Origin of the sequence: Enterococcus sp. 3H8_DIV0648, from assembly GCF_002140655.1 — a bacterium.
Taxonomy (GTDB): Bacteria; Bacillota; Bacilli; order Lactobacillales; family Enterococcaceae; genus Enterococcus_A; species Enterococcus_A hulanensis.
This window is the reverse complement of record NZ_NGLG01000001.1, coordinates 1,803,220-1,823,811: the sequence shown is the minus strand read 5'-3', so window position 1 is coordinate 1,823,811 and position 20,592 is coordinate 1,803,220. Positions and strand designations below refer to the sequence as shown.

The 20,592-nt window shown below is 39.0% G+C and carries 20 protein-coding genes and 1 tRNA gene; 14 read left to right on the top strand and 7 right to left on the bottom strand.

Going from position 1 to position 20,592, the window contains the following annotated elements:
- Positions 1–193 precede the first annotated feature (193 nt).
- Positions 194–1,855 carry a peptide ABC transporter substrate-binding protein gene (locus tag A5875_RS08470; protein WP_088933185.1) on the top strand — a complete coding sequence of 554 codons (1,662 nt, stop codon included), beginning with the start codon at positions 194–196 and terminating at the stop codon, positions 1,853–1,855.
- Between the two features lie 47 nt (positions 1,856–1,902).
- On the opposite strand, the gene A5875_RS08465 is transcribed toward A5875_RS08470, so the two are convergent.
- Positions 1,903–2,247: a DUF3899 domain-containing protein gene (locus A5875_RS08465; protein WP_088933184.1), complete on the bottom strand. Its 345-nt coding sequence runs from the start codon at positions 2,245–2,247 to the stop codon at positions 1,903–1,905.
- 210 nt (positions 2,248–2,457) lie between these two features.
- Between A5875_RS08465 and opp3b the strand changes: the two genes are divergently transcribed.
- The 4 genes from opp3b to A5875_RS08445 are packed head-to-tail and all read left to right on the top strand — an operon-like array spanning position 2,458 to position 6,467.
- Positions 2,458–3,399 (top strand): oligopeptide ABC transporter permease, encoded by a 942-nt coding sequence (opp3b, locus tag A5875_RS08460; protein WP_088933183.1) that lies wholly within the window; start codon positions 2,458–2,460, stop codon positions 3,397–3,399.
- Positions 3,399–4,433 (top strand): oligopeptide ABC transporter permease, encoded by a 1,035-nt coding sequence (gene opp3C, locus A5875_RS08455; RefSeq protein ID WP_088933182.1) that lies wholly within the window; start codon positions 3,399–3,401, stop codon positions 4,431–4,433. Before opp3b ends, opp3C begins: the two co-directional genes overlap by 1 nt.
- Before the next feature lie 6 nt (positions 4,434–4,439).
- Positions 4,440–5,486, top strand: coding sequence for an ABC transporter ATP-binding protein (locus A5875_RS08450; protein WP_088933181.1), 1,047 nt, complete (start codon positions 4,440–4,442; stop codon positions 5,484–5,486).
- A gap of 27 nt (positions 5,487–5,513) precedes the next feature.
- Positions 5,514–6,467, top strand: a complete 954-nt coding sequence (locus A5875_RS08445; RefSeq protein WP_088933180.1) for an ABC transporter ATP-binding protein — start codon at positions 5,514–5,516, stop codon at positions 6,465–6,467.
- Positions 6,468–6,520: 53 nt separating this feature from the next.
- Here A5875_RS08445 and A5875_RS08440 read toward each other — a convergent pair whose 3' ends face one another.
- The 4 genes from A5875_RS08440 to A5875_RS23210 all read right to left on the bottom strand — a co-directional run bounded on the left by A5875_RS08440 (position 6,521) and on the right by A5875_RS23210 (position 9,730).
- Complete coding sequence (locus A5875_RS08440) at positions 6,521–7,765, bottom strand: LPXTG cell wall anchor domain-containing protein (protein ID WP_088933179.1); 1,245 nt, start codon at positions 7,763–7,765, stop codon at positions 6,521–6,523.
- 184 nt (positions 7,766–7,949) lie between these two features.
- Positions 7,950–9,059 carry an LPXTG cell wall anchor domain-containing protein gene (locus A5875_RS08435; RefSeq protein ID WP_242551245.1) on the bottom strand — a complete coding sequence of 370 codons (1,110 nt, stop codon included), beginning with the start codon at positions 9,057–9,059 and terminating at the stop codon, positions 7,950–7,952.
- Between the two features lie 230 nt (positions 9,060–9,289).
- Positions 9,290–9,362 (bottom strand) — tRNA-Lys (locus tag A5875_RS08430).
- 245 nt (positions 9,363–9,607) lie between these two features.
- Positions 9,608–9,730, bottom strand: coding sequence for a hypothetical protein (locus A5875_RS23210; RefSeq protein WP_254911862.1), 123 nt, complete (start codon positions 9,728–9,730; stop codon positions 9,608–9,610).
- A gap of 103 nt (positions 9,731–9,833) precedes the next feature.
- On the opposite strand from A5875_RS23210, the gene A5875_RS08425 reads away from it, so the two are divergent.
- The 7 genes from A5875_RS08425 (at position 9,834) to A5875_RS08395 (ending at position 16,978) form a co-directional block, all read left to right on the top strand.
- Positions 9,834–10,382, top strand: a complete 549-nt coding sequence (locus A5875_RS08425; RefSeq protein ID WP_088933177.1) for a DUF1836 domain-containing protein — start codon at positions 9,834–9,836, stop codon at positions 10,380–10,382.
- Positions 10,372–11,229: a DegV family protein gene (locus tag A5875_RS08420; protein WP_176244642.1), complete on the top strand. Its 858-nt coding sequence runs from the start codon at positions 10,372–10,374 to the stop codon at positions 11,227–11,229. The genes A5875_RS08425 and A5875_RS08420 overlap by 11 nt, the downstream gene beginning before the upstream one ends.
- Positions 11,230–11,430: 201 nt before the next feature.
- Positions 11,431–12,135: a response regulator YycF gene (gene yycF / locus A5875_RS08415; protein ID WP_010740621.1), complete on the top strand. Its 705-nt coding sequence runs from the start codon at positions 11,431–11,433 to the stop codon at positions 12,133–12,135.
- A gap of 2 nt (positions 12,136–12,137) precedes the next feature.
- Positions 12,138–13,967 (top strand): cell wall metabolism sensor histidine kinase WalK, encoded by a 1,830-nt coding sequence (gene walK, locus A5875_RS08410; RefSeq protein ID WP_088933175.1) that lies wholly within the window; start codon positions 12,138–12,140, stop codon positions 13,965–13,967.
- Positions 13,964–15,277: a YycH family regulatory protein gene (locus tag A5875_RS08405; protein WP_088933174.1), complete on the top strand. Its 1,314-nt coding sequence runs from the start codon at positions 13,964–13,966 to the stop codon at positions 15,275–15,277. Before walK ends, A5875_RS08405 begins: the two co-directional genes overlap by 4 nt.
- Positions 15,278–16,120, top strand: a complete 843-nt coding sequence (locus A5875_RS08400; protein WP_088933173.1) for a two-component system regulatory protein YycI — start codon at positions 15,278–15,280, stop codon at positions 16,118–16,120.
- A 48-nt stretch (positions 16,121–16,168) separates the two neighbouring features.
- A complete protein-coding gene (locus A5875_RS08395; RefSeq protein WP_088933172.1) occupies positions 16,169–16,978 on the top strand; it encodes an MBL fold metallo-hydrolase in 810 nt (269 codons plus the stop codon).
- Between the two features lie 91 nt (positions 16,979–17,069).
- Here A5875_RS08395 and A5875_RS08390 read toward each other — a convergent pair whose 3' ends face one another.
- Both A5875_RS08390 and A5875_RS08385 read right to left on the bottom strand, forming a co-directional pair.
- The gene (locus A5875_RS08390) at positions 17,070–17,690 is read right to left on the bottom strand and encodes an NAD(P)-dependent oxidoreductase (RefSeq protein WP_088933171.1); all 621 of its coding nucleotides are present in this window, start codon (positions 17,688–17,690) and stop codon (positions 17,070–17,072) included.
- Positions 17,691–17,772: 82 nt separating this feature from the next.
- Positions 17,773–18,414 carry a CPBP family intramembrane glutamic endopeptidase gene (locus A5875_RS08385; RefSeq protein WP_088933170.1) on the bottom strand — a complete coding sequence of 214 codons (642 nt, stop codon included), beginning with the start codon at positions 18,412–18,414 and terminating at the stop codon, positions 17,773–17,775.
- Positions 18,415–18,611: 197 nt separating this feature from the next.
- Between A5875_RS08385 and groES the strand changes: the two genes are divergently transcribed.
- A complete protein-coding gene (gene groES, locus A5875_RS08380) occupies positions 18,612–18,896 on the top strand; it encodes a co-chaperone GroES (protein WP_010745764.1) in 285 nt (94 codons plus the stop codon).
- 22 nt (positions 18,897–18,918) lie between these two features.
- Positions 18,919–20,547 carry a chaperonin GroEL gene (groL, locus tag A5875_RS08375; RefSeq protein WP_088933169.1) on the top strand — a complete coding sequence of 543 codons (1,629 nt, stop codon included), beginning with the start codon at positions 18,919–18,921 and terminating at the stop codon, positions 20,545–20,547.
- Positions 20,548–20,592 lie beyond the last annotated feature (45 nt).

Genomic DNA, 20,592 nt, shown 5'->3' with positions numbered 1-20,592 from the left:
TTCGGAATTTGTTAGAATAAAAAAATTTTCTAGGAGAATTGTTGAATCTACAAGTTTTCTTAGGATTCTTTCAAAAAAGCAAAAAAATTATTAGAGCATATGTGTTGATTTATTAAAAACAAATGATTAAACTACTCGACATATTCAGAACTTCATAATTATTCTGAAAATTGAATCAAAAGGGGAAAAAGATATGAGGAACAAATTAGCATATGGGATCATCGCAATTTGCGGACTCGCTCTGGCGGGATGTTACGGCGGTGGGAGCGCTTCGACTGATGAGAGCAGTTCAAGTGCGAAGGCAAAAGACAATGGCACATTTAATTTAGTGGTCCAACAAGAAATGCCTACAGCCGACTTGTCGGTAGCGACAGATACAATTAGTTTTACTGCACTAAATAATGTTTATGAAGGAATTTACCGTTTAGACAAAGACAATAAACCACAGCCTGCAGGTGCAAGCGAAAAAGTCAAAGTCAGTGATGACGGCAAAACCTATACTGTGAAATTAAGAAAAGATGCCAAATGGTCTAATGGTGATCCAGTAACGGCTAAAGATTATGTCTTCGGTTGGCAGCGTACAGTTAAACCAGAGACAGCCTCAGAATATGCTTACTTGTTCGAACCTGTGGAAAATGCGGCTGATATTACAGCTGGCAAAAAAGCCCCAGATGAATTAGGGATCAAAGCAGTCAATGATTATGAATTAGAAATCAAATTATCAAAACCTACACCATATTTCGACTATCTATTGGCATTCCCTTCATTCTTCCCACAAAATCAAAAAGTGGTAGAAGCAAACGGAAAAGAATACGCCACTAAGAGTGATAAAGCAGTTTATAATGGTCCATTCACATTAGAAGGCTTTGATGGACCGGGTACTGATACGGAGTGGGAATATAAGAAAAATGATACCTACTGGGATAAAGATGAAGTCAAATTATCTAAAGTTAAAGTCAATGTCGTCAAGGAATCTTCTACTTCTTTGAACTTGTTTAAAGATGGCGAAGCCGATGATGTGATTCTATCTGGTGAATTGGCACAACAAAATGCAAATGACCCAGCATACAAATCTTTCAAGGAAGCTCGTACCAGCTATCTTGAATACAATCAGCGAAAAGAAGATTCACCCTTCAGAAATGAAAACTTACGTAAAGCAATCTCTTATGCCATCAACCGTAAATCTTTAGTCAACCAAGTGTTAGGCGATGGTTCTGTAGTATCTACCGGATTAGTGCCGTCAGGTATGTCAAAAAATCCTAAGACCGATGAGGATTTTGCGAAAGAAGCTGGCAACTTAGCACCTTATGATAAAGAAAAAGCAAAAGAGTATTGGGATAAAGCGAAAAAAGAATTGAAGATCGATTCACTTTCATTCGAATTGATGGCCTCTGATACGGACTCTTCGAAAAAAGTTATTGAATATATGCAAAGTGCTTTAGAAGAAACGCTGCCAGGTATCAAAGTGAAACCAACACCAGTACCATTCTCTGTTCGTCTAGATCGTTCTAACGCCGGAGATTTTGATGTACTGCTTGGCGGTTGGGGAGCTGACTATGCTGACCCATCTAGCTTTACTGATTTGTTCGTAACAGGAAACTCATATAACCGTGGTCGTTGGAGCAATGAGGAATACGACAAAGCAGTTGAAAATTCTGGCAACAAAGATGCAAGCGATGAAGAAGCTCGTTGGGATGACTTGCAAAAAGCCAATGAGATCATTTCTAAAGAATCCGGTGTAGCACCACTTTACCAATTATCTGAAGCTCATTTAGTTAACAAGAAAATCAAAGGGGTTGTTCATCATCCTGCCGGTGCTTCTTGGGACTACAAATGGACTTATATTGAAGAATAGTTAGACAAATGAAAAGAAGTTGGAGCGAAACTCGCTCCAACTTCCTTTTAAAACATGACTAACAACGCACAGATGATCGAAGCAGCGATTAACACAGCTGCAACAATCAACCAAAAAGCGTAGCGTCCTTGTCCGACTTGTGAGAGGGACTGAAATTCTGATTTTTTCTTTTGCTTCCTGCTAAATGCTTGATGCATTGAATGCTGAAAGTAATCGAAGAAGCCCGAAGAAAAAATCCAAAGCAGGATACCAATGATTAAAAAGGGTAATCCGGTTAAGAAAAATCGGTTTGATAAAGCGAACAGTGAGAATGAATCTTGAATGATCGAGTAGATCACAATGATCACTGCCAAGCCGCTGCCGATTCCAATGGGAAATAATTTATTTTTCATACATACACTCCAATAATTAATGGCTAACGCTATTTAGATAAAAATTCATCCGCAAGGTATTTCTACTCTAAACCATAACAAAAGTAGAAGTCAAAACTTAAGAGCGGAGCAAAAAAACATTTTAAAGAAACGAAATAAGAGTTCAGCTTTTCTTCCCGCGTTAGCGTGATTAGAAAAATGATGACTTTATGCTGAAATAGGAGGCACCACATGGGCAGTTATCTGAAATATTTTTTTAAACGTGTCTTTTTCATGTTGATCACCTTATGGCTGATTGCGACCATCACATTCTTCTTAATGCAATTATTGCCAGGGACACCTTATACCAACCAAGAACGGTTAAGTCCAGAAACGATTGCCATGCTTAATAAGCAAGTTGGTTTAGATAAACCGGTAATCGTGCAATACGGGATTTACTTATCAAACCTCGTACAAGGAAACTTCGGAATTTCTTTCCAATTCAAAAATCAAGCAGTTGCTGCATTGTTAGCAGGACGAATCGGACCGTCATTGCAATTAGGCTTGCAAGCTATTCTTTTCGGAACATTCGTTGGAATCATTTTAGGGACGATCTCCGCTATGAAACAAAACTCATGGGCGGATACGGCTTCAACGCTAGTTGCGATTTTAGGTCGTTCGATTCCTAACTTTGTTTTCGCTGTATTATTACAATATATTTTCGCCATGAAATTACGCATCCTGCCTATTGCTAAATGGGAAGGTTTTGCTTATACAATTTTACCAACACTGGCACTAGCCATGTCGCCGCTGGCTGACTCGGCTCGTTTTATTCGAACTGAAATGGTGGAGGTCCTCCACAGTGATTATGTTGAACTAGCTCGGGCAAAAGGATTAAGTCGTTGGGAGATCGCCTTTAAGCATGGTCTGCGCAATAGTCTGATTCCATTAATGACTTTGTTGGGACCTCTGGCAGTAGCTCTGATGACTGGCTCGCTTGTAGTTGAAAATATTTTTGCGATTCCCGGTATTGGAGAACAATTTGTAAAATCGATCATGACGAATGATTATCCAACAATTATGGCCGTAACGATTCTTTACTCATTCATGCTGGTCTTTGTTATTTTAGTTGTCGATCTGCTTTATGGATTGGTTGATCCTCGTATTCGTCTATCGGAAGGGAGTAAAAGCTAATGGAAATGAAATATCCTTCAATCGTTGATATTCCCGCTGATGAATTTCAACCCTTACAAAAAAATACCGAAGAGGAACGTGAGGAGATCGCGACACCTTCGCTGAATTTTCTGCAGGACTCTTGGCGTCGTTTAAAGAAAAATAAAGCGGCCGTTATTTCAATGATCCTGCTAGCCGTGATTATCTTCATTTCGATCGTCACGATCTTTGTTTCACCGCAAGATCCAAGCAAGCAAAATGTTGATTACATTAATTTACCTCCGCGTGTTCCAGGTCTGAATATTAATGGACTAAATGGAAAAACAATGGTTGCTGGTGAATTAGTTGATAAATACGCACAAGCGGATGTACCTAATAATGTGAATTATCTATTAGGAACGGATGGACTAGGACGCGATGTTCTGAGTCGTTTGTTTATGGGGACGCGAATCTCGCTATTGATCGCATTTATCGCAGCGCTGTTTGATATCACGATTGGTGTTGCCTATGGATTGATTTCCGGTATGTTAGGCGGACGAGTGGATAACGCAATGCAGCGTTTCTTGGAAATCCTTTCTGGTATTCCTAACCTAGTAGTCATGATTTTAATGCTAGTCGTTTTTGAACCGGGAATATTTTCGATCGTTGCTGCTATGGCGATCACCAACTGGATTCCAATGGCGCGGATCGTTCGAGCCCAGACCCTCAAACTGAAAGACCAAGAATATGTCCTTGCTGGGATGACTTTAGGAGAATCAAAATGGAAGATCGCCTTCAAACATATTGTTCCGAATATTTCCAGTGTGATCATCATTCAAATGATGTTTAGTATTCCAACTGCGATTTTCTTTGAAGCTTTCTTGAGTTTCATCGGACTAGGCTTAACACCGCCGGCCGCTTCATTAGGTACTTTGTTGAACGACGGGTACAAAACATTTTTATATTTACCATACTTATTGTGGATTCCAGCGGTGACTATTTCACTGATCATGATTTGTTTCAATCTGTTAGCCGATGGTCTGCGTGACGCCTTCGATCCGAAAATGAAAGAGTGACGATTTATGGAAAAAATTTTAGAAGTAAATAACTTGAATATTTCATTCGACACCTATGCCGGAAAGGTTCGAGCAATTCGTGGTGTGGACTTTGATTTGAATAAAGGAGAAACCTTAGCAATCGTAGGAGAATCGGGCAGCGGTAAATCCGTTACCACCCGCACGATCATGCGTCTGCTTTCTAGTAACGCCAATATTGATGAAGGGCAGATTTTATTCAAAGGACAGGATCTTGTCGATAAATCAGAAAAAGAAATGCAAAAGATTCGCGGTCGAGAAATTGCGATGATCTTCCAAGATCCCATGACGTCTCTTGATCCAACCATGACGATTGGTAAACAAGTGGCAGAGTCTTTGCGTAAACATAAAAATGTTTCAAAAAAAGAAAGCTTGAAAGCAGCTCTTGATTTATTGAATCTAGTTGGTATTCCTGATGCAGAAAAACGTTTGAAAAATTATCCGCACCAATTTTCTGGTGGTCAACGCCAGCGGATCGTTATCGCTATCGCTTTGATTTGCAACCCTGAGATATTGATCGCTGATGAGCCGACCACAGCTCTCGATGTGACGATCCAAGCACAAATTTTAGAATTACTAAAAGAAATCCAAGAAAAAATAGAAACGTCAATCATCTTTATTACTCATGACCTTGGGGTTGTAGCAAATGTTGCTGATCGAGTAGCAGTAATGTACGCAGGCAGAATCGTGGAAGTTGGTACAGCCGAAGAAATCTTTTATAACCCGCAACATCCATATACATGGGGATTACTTGGCTCAATGCCAACATTGGAAAGCGAGAATGATCGCTTATATGCGATTCCTGGTTCTCCGCCGGATCTATTGGATCCACCAAAGGGCGATGCTTTTTATCCCCGTAATGAGTTTGCATTAAAGATCGATGCAGAAATGGAACCGCCATTTTTTGAACTTTCTGATACTCATAAGGCAGCGACTTGGCTGCTTGCACCGCAAGCACCCGTAGTCACTCCTCCAGCTGAGATTCAACGACGTTGGGATATTTTTCGCAAGAAGCAAGACCAATATTCCGCTTAATTTTAGCGAGAGAAACGGAGGACTACGATGGAAAAACGATTATTAGAAGTAAACAATCTGAAACAGTATTTTAATACCGGCAGTAAAAATGAAGTCCGCGCCGTAAACGATGTGAGCTTTCATATTAATGAAGGGGAGACTTTCGGGTTAGTAGGAGAATCTGGCAGCGGAAAATCAACCACGGGTCGGACGATTATTCGCCTGAACCAGCAAACAGATGGCGAAATACTTTTCGATGGTAAAGATGTAACAGAAATTCATGGAAAAGCGGAACTAACCAAATTTCGTCGTGATGTTCAAATGATCTTTCAAGATCCGTATGCTTCATTAAATCCACGGATGAAAGTCAAAGATATTATTGCAGAAGGTATCGATGTAAATGGTTTGGCTAAAACACCAAAAGAGCGGGACAAAATCGTGAATGATCTGTTAGAGACAGTTGGGTTGAATCCAAGTCATGGGACACGATATCCCCACGAATTTTCCGGAGGACAGCGACAACGGATCGGAATTGCTCGTGCTTTAGCTGTACGTCCGCGTTTCATTATCTGTGACGAACCGATCTCGGCCTTGGACGTATCGATCCAAGCTCAAGTCGTAAATCTATTGCAGGACTTGCAAAAAGAGCATAACTTGACTTATCTATTCATTGCACATGACCTGTCAATGGTGAAACATATTAGCGATCGCATCGGCGTTATGAATAATGGTCATTTATTAGAAGTCGGAAGTAGTGACGAGATTTATCATTATGGTGTGCATCCATATACCGAAAGTTTATTGTCTGCGATTCCGATGCCTGATCCCGATCATGAGCGTCAACGACGACGTATAAAATATCAAACAGAACCTCATGATGGAAAGGCTCGTTCTTTGCGAGAAATTGCGCCAGGACACTTTATTTATTCCTCTGAGGATGAAGTTGCTTATTATAAGAAGAAATTGCAGCATTTGAAAAATGAGAAGGCTGTGGCAGTTTAAAACAAAAGGAGAACAAACAGATGCTGAATCTGTTTGTTCTCCTTTTTAAGCGATTACGAATGAGTACGCTGTTTAAAGATTATGATACCGGCGGTCAAGAACGACACGATCCCTAAAAGCGTAAGCGCTGGATTGCTATTTTCTCCAGTCGCAGGATATTTCTTTTGACTATTCTGTTGTCCGACTGCTTGCTGTGCTTGTGGTGTTGAAGCTAAGTTGTTTCTTTTAGCTGTGTTGGGAATAGTCGAAGCCACAGCAAGAGACTCGATCTTTGATTTAGCTGTTTCGTTTAGCTCCGTTCTTTCAAGAGTGAACAGTTCATTCGGGCCAGATCCAATTACCACGATTAGGCTATCTCCTTTAGTAGGATCGGCTTCATTCTGAGTGTAATACAGCCAATGGATAAAGCCTGAGAAAAAGTGGTTCCGTTTACCTAATTCTTCTTCAAATGCGCTGAAGTAATCTAAATAGCGCAGCATTTCTTCATTTGTGAAGGTACGCATTGGGAAAAAGCCGTCTTCGTAAGAATAAAGTGTTCGCAAATAGAACTGTAATTTGTCCAGATCCTTTGCTAATTCAGCGCTTGTTGTGTATTCAAGCGAATTCAAGTTAAATGATAGAGCTTTTTCGAAATCAGCCACTGAAATGACTTTGTCGCGATAAATCATACGCAGTACTTTTACGTATTTGTCAAGGCTCATAGATTTAATGTCTCCACTGTAGGCGGCGAACAGAGAGAAAGCCGTCTCTAAATCTTTGTCAGTGTAACTCTTTAGTTCTTTTTCGCTTACACCGTACTCTTTATTATTGCTTATGAATTCGCGAAGATATTCAGGAAACAGCCCTTGAGTAACACCATTTTCGTCGGGTGGAGTCTCTAACGGCACAGTTATTGTTGCAGCTCGTTTAGCTGTCAAGGGGATGGTTTTCTTTTCGACTAATTCAGGAATTATTGCAGCTTCCGTCTCTAAAGTCGTTGTGTCTTCAACCTTTGTCGATTCAGTAGTAGATGTTTCAACTACTTGCTCGACTTTTGCAGATTCTTCGGTACTTGAAAGTTTTTCAGCGTCTGATTCTTGAATTGAGCTGGTTGTTTCTGTACCATTCTGACCTTCAGTGGAGATATCAGAGGTATTTTCTTGTGAGTCAGTCGTTGATCCATCAATAATGGGACTGCTTTCAATTACTTGTTCTTGACTAGGAACTAGAGCATTATCTGGGACATCATTAGAGGTATCAGCAAATGAAATGAGCGGAGAACACAAGGACAACAAACCAACAACAACCATTTTTTTCATAAAATCACTCCTTCAATTTCCGTAACATAATTGTAGCATAATGAGAAAAATATATGGTTACTATCAAAAGAATAATTTTATTGATAGAAAAAACTGCATTAGTATTACATATCTATTATAAAAGCCTCCAAAACAGAATCATTTTCTGTTTTGGGGGCCTTTGAAATAAGTAAGAAATTGATGGTTAAGAATGTACACGTCTTTTCAAAATCACAATACCTGTAATGATAAATAATGCAATTCCAGTGAAAGTAAAAACTAGGTTGCGACTTTCACCTGTCTTAGGATATTCTTTTTGACCAGCAGATTGTGCTTGAACTTCATTTTTTGTTGTGTTTGCAGCAAGGACCACGGCTGTATTTTCAACGGTAGTAGTTGTTCCCATATTTTGAATGGGCGAACCTGGTTCAGGACTATTCTCAATGGGTCCGTTACCTTTTTGAGAGTTATATAACCAATGAACAAGACCAGAGAATAAACCATTGGCTGCGCTCAGTTCGTTTTCTGCGCCACTAAGATGATCTAAAATGTGCAGCATTTCTTCGTTTGTAAAATGACGAAGTGGTAAAAATCCTTCTTTACTTGAATAAAGAATTCGTAAGTAGGCCTGCAATTGATCAATGTTATTGGCTAGTTCGGTAGTTGTTGTGTAAATATTCGGGTTAAAAGCTAAAGCCTTTTCAGCATCTGCCCATGAAATCGATTGATCATGATAGACCATTCGCAGAACGCGTACGTAGCTGCCCAAGTCCATACCAGTAACATCAAAATTATAACGCGTGAATAACCTGAAGGCATTTGTCAGCTCTTGATCTGTATACCCATTTAATTCAGTTTGATTAATTCCGTAATCAGCATTTGTCAGATTTTTACGAATATCGTTGGCTGTCCATTCATTAATAATTTTTTCTTCAGCAGCTACTGGCGCTTGAATTACTTTTACTTGTTTTGTGGAACTATTTTTGGTTGCGCTCTTTTCTTCAAGTGCTTCTGAAGTAACTGTGTCTGCTATTTTTTTTGGCTTACTAGTAGTGGTTTCGGTTTCTGCCTCAGTTTTTTTACTTTGATTTGTTATTTCCGCTTCTGTATTGGTAGTATCTTGGTTTTCTACTGATTCTTCAACAAAAGATGGAGTGTCTGACACTGGATCTTCAATGAATTGCTCTTCAGAAAGAGAAGCGCTATCAATTACTTGTTCTTGACTGGAACTTACGGTTTTATCAGGGATACTTTCAGAAGTATCAGCAAATGCGACTAGGGGGAAATTCAATACCAACAAACTTAACACAACCATTTTTTTCACGAGAATCACTCCTTAACATTTCTGTAACACAATTGTAACATAAGAAATATTTTTGTAAACTAAAAAATGGAAAATAGTTGGATTTTTTTTGAAGTAAGCAAAATAGTCGGATAGTACAAGCTTTTTTGGTCTCTAAAACGCAAAAAAAGTCACCACGCACATTCTTTTCTAAACTACCGAAGTAGCCAAGAATGCACTGGTGACGTGGGTTTGGCACCCAATGGGCCGTGAGGGGCTCGAACCCGCGACCCGCTGATTAAGAGTCAGCTGCTCTACCAACTGAGCTAACGGCCCAAACAAAGTACTTTCATATGTTAGCACTGAGAAAATAAACTGTCTCTTATACACATCTAGATGTGTATAAGAGACAGCATACACTCCAATAATTAATGGCTAACGCTATTTAGATAAAAATTCATCCGCAAGGTATTTCTACTCTAAACCATAACAAAAGTAGAAGTCAAAACTTAAGAGCGGAGCAAAAAAACATTTTAAAGAAACGAAATAAGAGTTCAGCTTTTCTTCCCGCGTTAGCGTGATTAGAACTGTCTCTTATACACATCTAAAGCGAACAGTGAGAATGAATCTTGAATGATCGAGTAGATCACAATGATCACTGCCAAGCCGCTGCCGATTCCAATGGGAAATAATTTATTTTTCATACATACACTCCAATAACTGTCTCTTATACACATCTAGATGTGTATAAGAGACAGGTATAATTACCATAATTTTGATAGACTATCGATGAAAGGGGTGTCGACTATGGAAGAGACCAAGCTCCGAACATGGGCAGAAGGATTGAAAGAATTGCGCTTGCCGCGTTGGGAAGAGCTGCCTGAATTAGAATTGTACATGGATCAAGTAATTACTCTTGTTGACCGTTATTTAACGCCGCTGATTGAAGATGAAAAGCATCAACTTTTATCCAGTGCGATGGTCAACAATTACGTTAAGCATAAATTAGTTCCGCCGCCAGTAAAAAAAAGATACAACCGCAATCATCTGGCATATTTGATTGCAATCACTTTATTGAAGCAGGTTTTTTCGATTCCTGATATCAATGAATTAATTCGTATGCAGTTAGCAATTAATGAACCGAAAGATGCCTATAATAGTTTTTGCGCTGTTCAAGAGGAATCCTTGATGCAAATTGCTAAAATTGTTTTAGGTGAAGAGGTTAGTTTGACTCGTAGTAATAAGGATTTCTATTATTTAGCAATGGAAGGCGCTGTCGCTTCATTTACACAAAAAATGTTAGCTGAAAAAATTATTCAATTAGATAAAGAGAAAGAAGGCGAAAATGATGAATGAAAAAATTGCAATCCTAGTTGACTCTGGAACGGATGTTCCTAAAGAAGTAATAGATAATGGTCCTTTTTTTATGGTACCATTGCGGATCATTTTTAGTGACCGAGAATATAGAGATGGGATTGATATCAGTTCCGATAATATTTTTCCTTTGATAAAAAAAGAACTACCTTCGACTTCTTTACCGGATGGTGAGTTGATTCATCAAGTCTTTGATGAAATAAAAGCACAAGGGTATACGCATGTGATTATGGTGACGATTTCGAGTGGCTTAAGCGGTACGTACAATGCATTACGAGTACTCGGTGAGCATTATGAAGGCTTGACTTTTCAATCGATCGATACAAAAAATGTAGGAATCGGTGCAGGCATCTTAGCGATTTATGCTGGTGACTTAGTTAAAGAAGGAAAATCATTTACGGAAGTTATTGCTGATGTCGAGAGTAAGATCCCAAAAACCAAAATCTTTTTCAATGTGGACACTTTGGAATATTTGCAAAAGGGTGGACGTATTGGTCTGGTTTCTTCTTTATTGGGAAGCGCCTTGAAATTGAAACCGATCATTTCCTGTAATGCAGATGGTATTTATTATACTGTGGCAAAAGTGCGAGGATTAAATAAGAGTATCGACAAGACACTCCAACTTGTGAAAGACCATGTGGGCAATCACAAAAGGTTCAATCTAGCAGTAACTCACGCAGATGCTTTAGAAACTGCAGAAAAAGTTCGTCAGCGATTACAAGAGTTATTTCCAACAGCACAAAATATTTATTTTGGAAAAGTTTCTCCAGCGTTATCTGTGCACACAGGACCAGGTTCATTAGGAGTAGTTTGCCAAGTTCTGGATTAATTTAACAACTTATTTGAATTTGAAAAGTTAAAATATGAATATTAACGATGAGATGAGCAAACGCTCGTCTCTTTTTTCATTTTTTCTTAAGTAATAGTTGTAAAAAAAACGTCGTTTGTTTGAAAAGGTGAAACAGTATTGAAATTATTGTATAATGGTAAGGCGTACATACAATCCTATGAAGGTATGAGGTGACTCTTAGTGAAAAAAATTCTAGTAGTTGACGATGAAAAACCGATTTCGGACATCGTGAAATTCAATTTAACCAAAGAAGGCTATGAAGTCTTTACTGCTTATGACGGTGAAGAAGCTTTAGAAAAAGTCGAAGAGGTCAATCCAGATTTAATTTTATTAGATTTAATGTTGCCTAAAAAAGACGGTTTAGAAGTGGCTCGTGAAGTACGCAAGACCCATGAAATGCCGATTATTATGGTTACCGCTAAAGATTCTGAGATCGATAAAGTTCTAGGCTTGGAATTAGGTGCCGATGATTATGTGACTAAACCATTCTCCAATCGTGAACTAGTCGCCCGTGTAAAAGCTAATTTACGCAGAGGTGGACAAGCGCCTAAGGAAGAAGAACAAACGACACAAAGTGATTTGACGATCGGTGATTTAACCATTCATCCAGATGCTTATATGGTAACTAAGCACGGAGACACGATTGAACTGACACATCGAGAATTCGAATTACTTCATTATTTAGCAAAACATATTGGACAAGTAATGACTCGTGAGCATCTATTGCAAACGGTTTGGGGTTACGATTATTTCGGTGATGTACGAACAGTTGATGTGACTGTAAGACGTTTACGTGAAAAAATCGAAGATAATCCAAGTCATCCGACCTATTTAGTAACAAGACGTGGCGTAGGTTATTATCTACGCAACCCTGAACAGGAGTAAGTATGGAAAAGAAAGTCCGTTTTTACCGATCGGTCAATTTCAAGATTGCTTTTTCATTTATCTTGATTTTGCTGATTTCGATCGAGATCATCGGTGCTTACTTTATTAGAGGACTTGAAAAATCAACTATCGATAGCTTTACTAAGGATATGAATCAGCGTGTTTCCCTCTTAAGTACGACTCTCGGCGCTACCATGGCAGAGGATGGCGAAAATGAGGCGGATCAGCTGCAACGTATTCTTGAAAACAACACTGCTGCTGATATCGGAGAGATGTGGGTAGTAGATGATAAAGGAATCGTTGTAGCCACCAATGATGTGGGAAAAAAAGACACTATCATTGGAAAGAAGAATGAGTATAGCGATATTGATGATTTTTCGATGAAGCAATATGTAACACTTGATGACAATAATAAACGGGTATATATCAATGTCCAACCAATTCAGTCCCCGACCGGCGATTCGGCTGTGATCGGGGCTCTTTATGTTAAGAGCGACATTGAGCAAAAATATACCGAAATTAGTAACACTGCATTGATCTTCTTTACTGCTTCTTTAATAGCGGGGATGATTTCGATCGTTGTCGCTCTACTTGTAGCGCGTTCGATCACAAAACCCATCAAAGAAATGCAGAAACAAGCGATTCGAATCGCTCAAGGAGATTATTCTGAAAAAGTAGATGTCCAAGGACACGATGAATTGAGTCAATTAGCTGAAACCTTTAATAAGCTGTCCGATCGAATTGAAGATGCTCAAGATACGATGGAAGCAGAGCGAAATCGTTTAGACAGCGTCTTGACCCATATGACAGATGGGGTCATTGCAACCGATCGACGCGGAAAAGTTATTACTATTAATGAGATGGCTTTGTCCTTATTGGAAACCACTAATGAAGAAGCCATTGGTCAATCAATTTTAACTTTACTTGATTTAGAAGAAGAATATACATTACGAAAATTATTAGAAACACCGGAAGAAATTTTGATTAATCGTGCAAAACCTGATTCTGACGAAGGCAATATGACACTGCGTTCAGACTTTGCCATGATTCGTCGCGAGTCTGGTTTTATCAGTGGATTGGTTGTCGTGTTACACGATGTTACTGAGCAGGAAAAAACAGCGGAAGAACGCCGTCAATTCGTTTCGAATGTCTCCCATGAATTACGTACGCCATTAACCAGCGTTCGCAGCTATTTGGAAGCATTGGAAGAAGGCGCGTGGCAAGATAAAGCCGTGGCGCCAGAGTTTATCCATGTGACATTAGGTGAGACAGATCGTATGATTCGTATGATCAATGATTTGCTGAACCTTTCTCGAATGGATTCGGGTGCGCAGCAAATGGATCTTGAACTAGTCAACTTCAATGAACTAGTTGATTACATTTTGGACCGCTTCGATATGATGGTGAATAGCCAAGAGAAAAACTATCGAATCGTCCGCGAGTTTACCGAACGAGATTTGTGGGTCGAGATTGATACCGATAAAATTATGCAAGTAATTGATAATGTAATGAACAATGCGATTAAATACTCTCCTGATGGCGGGAAAATCGAGGTTCATTTAATCGAAACACATAACAATGTGGTTTTAAGTATTGCTGATGAAGGTCTGGGAATTCCGAAAAAAGATTTAGAAAAAGTATTTGAACGCTTTTACCGCGTAGATAAAGCACGTGCGCGTCAACAAGGCGGAACTGGACTCGGATTAGCCATCTCCAAGGAAGTTATGAAGGCCCATAAAGGTCAAATTTGGGTTGAGAGCGTTGAAGGTAAAGGATCAACTTTCTATATTTCTTTACCTTATGAACCTTATGAGGAGGACATTTGGGAATGAAAATATCAGAAAAAATCATTCGTGTTGCACTTTTTGCTCTGATTTTACTCAGCCTCATTTTAACGTATGCTATTTGGCTCAGTCCTACCTCAAAAATGGCTGATGTTAATACAAGTAACCAAGCAGTCAAAAATAATCAAAATTATGCAAAGGCGACCGATGCCTTTTTACCGATTCGCGGTATTTGGGATTTGGCAGAGGGAAAATTTCAAACCAGTAGTGAAAATCTTTTGGCGACGACCCAAGCACGCTTAACAGAAAGTACTTTTGGCCAGCTTCAGGAAGTAGCCAACGGGGAAGAAGAAATCAAAAACTATTACAGCTTGGATAGTGGTATTGAGTTGAATTATGAAGGCGGCTTTTCTTTGACCGAATATATCAAGGTCTTTGATATGCCAATTAATCTAAATTCGTTGAAAGAGTCAGATAATATCTTTTTTTCAAAAATTCAAGTTGATTTTGCCAATAAAAAAATTCGATTTTTGAATTATAGTAAGGGTACGGTTTACGAAGCAACAATGTCCGGAGATTTTTCCGGGATTGAAAATATTTATCAAAAAAACCAAAGCAAGTATTTGCCGATGTCTGATGAAAATCCATTAGTACCTCGTTTGTTGCGAACGAAGGAACGTGTTCGGTTAAAAAAATACAGCTACATTTTGACCACCCAATCTTATTCTCTTTTCCGTAACGCCTTTTTCCAAAATCCTGATCAAGCAAAGGGTGAGGAAGAGGATGATGGCGCGCGCTCTTTTGCTAGCGGGCACGAAGAACTAATAATGGATGAACAAAAACGTTTTGTTACATTTACTGGTGAATTGCCAGAAGACTTGGCAAAGGAAAGTTTCTACAGTCAAAGTTTTAACTATGTTAGTCGTTTGGGTACGGCTGTTGGAAATCTACGCTATTTCGATCACCACGATGGGCAAATTAATTATCGGATTTTTGTTGAAGGTTATCCGATTTTTAGCCAATCATCAAAGGGAAAAATGAGTGTTAAAATTGATCAGTCACCGAATGCCGCTACTCCGCAAATCAAAATTGAAACTAGTATGGATACGGTTCAAGTACCAATTCCTTCCGATGAAGAAGTTGAACTGCCGAGTACTTTGGAAATCGAAAATAGTTTAGCTGTAGTAGGATTGGATCTTGAAAAAGTCCAAAGCTTTATTATTGGCTATACTTGGCAAGATATCGATGGCGTAAATAAATTAGTGGCCTTAACTCCGGAATGGTTTGTCAAATACGACAGCACCTGGTATCCTGCTAATCAGCTGATGCAAGGAAACCTAGAAATGGAGGCGAGCTAATTGGATTTTAGAAAAATCGAATGGATCTTCTTTCTCGTCTTTATAGGGCTAAATATCTTCCTTTTCAGCATTTATTGGAATAACCAGCATGAACAAAGCCTTGTCACCAATTCAAACCAACGGGAAGATATTTTGCACCGTTTGGAAAATGACGACATTAAAGTCTCTGAGAAAGTTACAGATGAGCATAAAGAAGGCTACTATTTAAGTGCTGAGCAGGATTCTTTTGATTCATTAGTGAATGATGATTCGAATTCAATCGTTGGAATTTGGGGTGTTTCTGACAAAGTTCTGAACAGTACTCCTACTGGCGAGGCAGAGTTTGACTTGAAAAAAGCGAACAACAGCTTTAAGCATCTTATGAAGGATAAAGAGTTTATTGTGAATGGTGAAGAGTACACGTATCTGCCAGATATTTCTAAGAAGGATGATGATCTGGGGAAAATTGTCGGTGCACAAACATTTGAAGGGATTCCCTTTATTGATGAAACCTCGCGTGTAACTTTAGATATTATTAAAGATGAGGATCAGGAGCGTGTTTCGAAATACACTCAAACTCATTTGAAAGAGATTGAGCCTTTACGAGAAAAAATGACGCTTTATTCTGAAAAGGAAATTTTGAATACGTTGTATATCAATAATAATATCCCTAGTAAATCAACCATTACCAATATCTATTTAGGGTATTTTCGAACACTTGAGGTACGTGAAAAAAATGTGTATGTCCCTGTTTGGTTCGTAAAAATAAAGACCTCGGATAAAACAACGCAGATTGAAAAAGTTAACGCGTTGAACAATCAAGTGATTACCAATAATTTAGTTCCAAAGGTGGAAAATCCATAAAAAGGGTTGTATACTGAGGACAGTTTTAAAAGAGAGGACCAATTGCTCATGTTAGAAATGAATAATGCCTTCAATATCAGCATTTTAGCTAGCGGAAGTACAGGGAACTCTTTGTACTTAGAAAGTCCGCAAAAAAGAATCTTGATTGATGCTGGATTGAGCGGGAAAAAAATCACTTCGCTATTAGCAGAGGTCGATCGAAAACCTGAAGATCTCGATGCGATATTAGTTACCCACGAGCACCGCGACCATATTCATGGCGTTGGCGTTCTTGCACGAAAATATAAGCTGCCTGTTTATGCCAACGAGAAAACTTGGGAAGCTATGGCTCCTTTGATTGGAAAAGTTGATGTGGAGCAAAAACATATTTTTGAAATGGGGAAAGTTTTAACCTTTGGTGATTTAGACATTGAAAGTTTTGGCGTTTCTCACGATGCGGCGGCTCCGCAATTTTATCGCTTTTATAAAGATGGTCATTCTTTCGTAATGTTGACAGATACCGGTTATGCGAGTGAACATGTTCGAGGAACGATTCGAGATGCTGATGCTTATTTAGTCGAAAGCAATCATGATTTAGAAATGCTGCGGATGGGGGCTTACCCTTGGAGCTTGAAGCAGCGGATATTAGGTGACCGAGGACATTTATCAAATGATGACGGTGCGCTTGTTATGACCGATATTCTTGGTGATCGAACCAAACGGATCTATCTGGGACACTTGAGTAAAGAGAATAATATGAAAGAATTAGCCCATATGACGATGGAAGAGACTCTGACTCGTTATGACCTTGGGGTGAATCATCAGTTTCAAATTTTTGATACCGATCCAGATAGTGCGACTGAATTATTCGCAATCTAAAAATGGCAAACCTGTTTATGCAGGTTTGCCATTTTTTTGGATTATTTCTATTTAAAACTTTTAACGAATAGCAAGTCGGCTGCTGAGACATTTAACTATAAACGCTAAAATGTTGATTCAAATGTCTAGGCTCGATCACTTCATCAATTATTGCAATAGCATAGTCTGCCATACTGATCTCACTTTTTCCTTCTGCGTTTTTTTGTAAATGGTCGTCGCTGACTTGATAATTTCCGGTTCGTGGTCCATCAGGAACAAAGTTTGCAGCAGGGCTTAGATAAGTCCAATTCAACTGTTGTGCAGCTTTCAAATCCATAAAGGCTTGATACATGTTATAGGCCGTGGGATAGTAAACAGCTTCTGGATCGGAAACATCAATCATCCGATGCTCATCGTCGATAAACAAAGAAGAAGCTCCGCCGACAACGATTAAGCGTGTCTCTGTTCCTCGTAAAATATGGCTGAGATGATTCAAAGAGGTTTGATGCATCTCCTCCTGACCTGCAGGCGGACGAAAAGCGTCGATCACCACATCAAAGAACTCTACATCTTTTTTTGTTAGTTCAAATAAGTCTTTGACTAAAATGGGGACCTTCTCCTTAAGCTTTTCAGGATGCCGGACAATTGCAGTGACTGATAAATTACGCGATAAAGCTTCTTTCAAAATCAATGAACCAGCATTTCCTGTAGCTCCAATAATTGCTACTTTCATTAAAAAAACCTCCTTAGACTAATAAGTATCTTTAGTCTAAGGAGGTTTTTACAAAATAGCAAAAGATTAGTGTTAACAGCTTTTAAGATTGAAGTGCTAATTGAGTGAGAATCACTAATAAGTTCATGCCGACATGGGTGATCATAGACGTCCAAATGCGACCGCTGTAGCGATACATCCCGCAGAACAAGAACCCTAATCCAGCATATAAAAGATAGTGACCATCATTGTGAGCAAAGGCAAAAAGAACAGAACTTAAAAGTGCCGGCAAAAAGAAGCCAAATCTTTTTTCTAGAGAACCGAAAATTGCACGACGAAAAACAAATTCTTCCATGATTGGCCCGGCGATCGTTGTAGCTAAAATAAAAATCATATTGTTCATAATTAACTGAACAATATTTTGTGTATTTTGGGAAGCTACGGACTGACCAAGAAAGCACTGTTCGATTTGTAAAATAACCATTTGCAGTATCAAGGACGCGGGAATTCCGACGATTCCAATTAAAGCAGCAATCAGGAAATTTTTCTGTCGGTTTTCCAACCCAAAGGTCCGTGATTTCAAACGGTAAAAAATCATTAAGACCGCACCAAGAAAATATGCCAGCGTTGTGAGTTGAATGATTTGTGATGAATCAGCCTGAAAGATACGCAAGAAAACAATCGGGGAAAATAAGACTAATCCATAAGTAAAGATCGTTATAAAGCTATATTTTTTTTCGCTCATTATTTTTCCTTTCTGAACATTTATTGTTTTCAAGTATAACATATTTTGATCAAAAACTCGGTGAAAGAAAAATCAAAAAAGCGAACGAAGGACTTGCAAAAAGAAACAAAAATGGTATGATAAGAGTTGTGAGTTAGCACTCTTAGTTATAGAGTGCTAACGACTTGAAAAATCATTACTAGTTGGAGGGATTTATTGTGTTAAAACCATTAGGTGATCGTGTCATTCTTGAAGTTACTCAAGAAGAAGAAAAAACAGTTGGAGGCCTAGTCTTAGCTTCTGCAGCCAAAGAAAAACCACAAACAGCAAAAGTTGTGGCTGTCGGTGAAGGCAATGTGCTGGAAAACGGTCAAAAAAGTCCAATGCCAGTAGCTGTTGGTGATATGGTAATGTTTGAAAAATACGCTGGTACAGAAGTGAAATATGAAGGCAGTGAATACTTGATCATTGCTGCAAAAGATATTATGGCAATCGTTGAATAAAAAATAATGAGGTGAAAGAATTATGGCAAAAGATATTAAATTTTCTGAAGACGCTCGTGCAGCAATGCTTCGCGGAGTAGACAAATTAGCAGATACAGTAAAAGTAACGTTAGGACCAAAAGGACGTAATGTTGTTTTAGAGAAATCTTATGGATCACCATTGATCACAAATGATGGTGTGACAATCGCAAAAGATATCGAACTAGATGATCATTTTGAAAACATGGGAGCAAAACTTGTTTCTGAAGTTGCTTCTAAAACAAATGATATCGCTGGTGACGGTACAACAACAGCGACAGTTTTAACTCAAGCAATTGTACGTGAAGGGTTAAAAAACGTAACTGCCGGTGCAAACCCAATGGGAATTCGTCGCGGAATTGAAATGGCTACAAAAGCTGCAGTTGAAGAATTACACAGCATTTCTAAAGAAGTAGATTCAAAAGATGCGATTGCACAAGTTGCTGCTGTTTCTTCAGGCAGTGAAGAAGTCGGCAAATTGATTGCTGAAGCAATGGAAAAAGTTGGTAACGATGGTGTTATCACGATTGAAGAATCAAAAGGGATCGACACTGAATTAGACGTAGTTGAAGGAATGCAATTTGACCGCGGCTACTTATCTCAATACATGGTAACTGACAATGACAAAATGGAAGCTGCGTTAGAAAATCCTTATATCTTGATCACAGACAAGAAAATTTCTAACATTCAAGATATCTTGCCATTGTTAGAACAAGTTCTACAACAATCTCGTTCATTATTGATCATCGCTGATGATGTAGATGGTGAAGCATTACCAACATTAGTCTTGAACAAGATTCGCGGAACATTCAATGTTGTAGCAGTTAAAGCTCCAGGTTTTGGTGATCGTCGTAAAGCAATGCTTGAAGATATCGCAATCTTAACAGGTGCTACTGTGATTACTGAAGACCTTGGCTTGGATCTTAAAGAAGCAACCATCGAAAACTTAGGTACTGCTGGTAAAGTAGTCGTAGACAAAGACAATACTACAATTGTTGAAGGAGCTGGCGACAAAGCAGCTTTGACTGATCGTGTTGAAATGATCAAACGTCAAATCGGTGAAACGACTTCTGACTTTGACCGTGAAAAACTACAAGAACGTTTAGCAAAACTTGCTGGCGGTGTGGCTGTAGTCAAAGTTGGTGCAGCTACTGAAACAGAATTGAAAGAATTAAAATTGCGTATTGAAGATGCGTTAAACTCAACACGCGCTGCTGTTGAAGAAGGAATCGTATCTGGTGGTGGTACTGCATTAGTTAATGTTATCAAGAAGGTTTCTGAATTAGAAGCTGAAGGCGACATAGCTACAGGTATCAAGATTGTCGTACGTGCATTGGAAGAACCTGTTCGTCAAATCGCAGAGAATGCCGGTTTTGAAGGTTCAGTCGTAATCGACAAGTTGAAAAATGCTGACCACGGTACTGGTTTCAATGCTGCATCAGGCGAATATGTAAACATGATCGATACTGGTATCGTTGACCCAACGAAAGTAACTCGTTCAGCTTTACAAAATGCCGCATCTGTCTCTGCATTACTATTAACAACTGAAGCAGTCGTAGCTGACAAACCTGTTGAAGGTGGAGCAGCTGCTGCACCAGCAATGGACCCATCAATGATGGGCGGCATGATGTAGTATAGAAATTTCTTCTGTATAATTACTACTCATTTTGAATCCGAG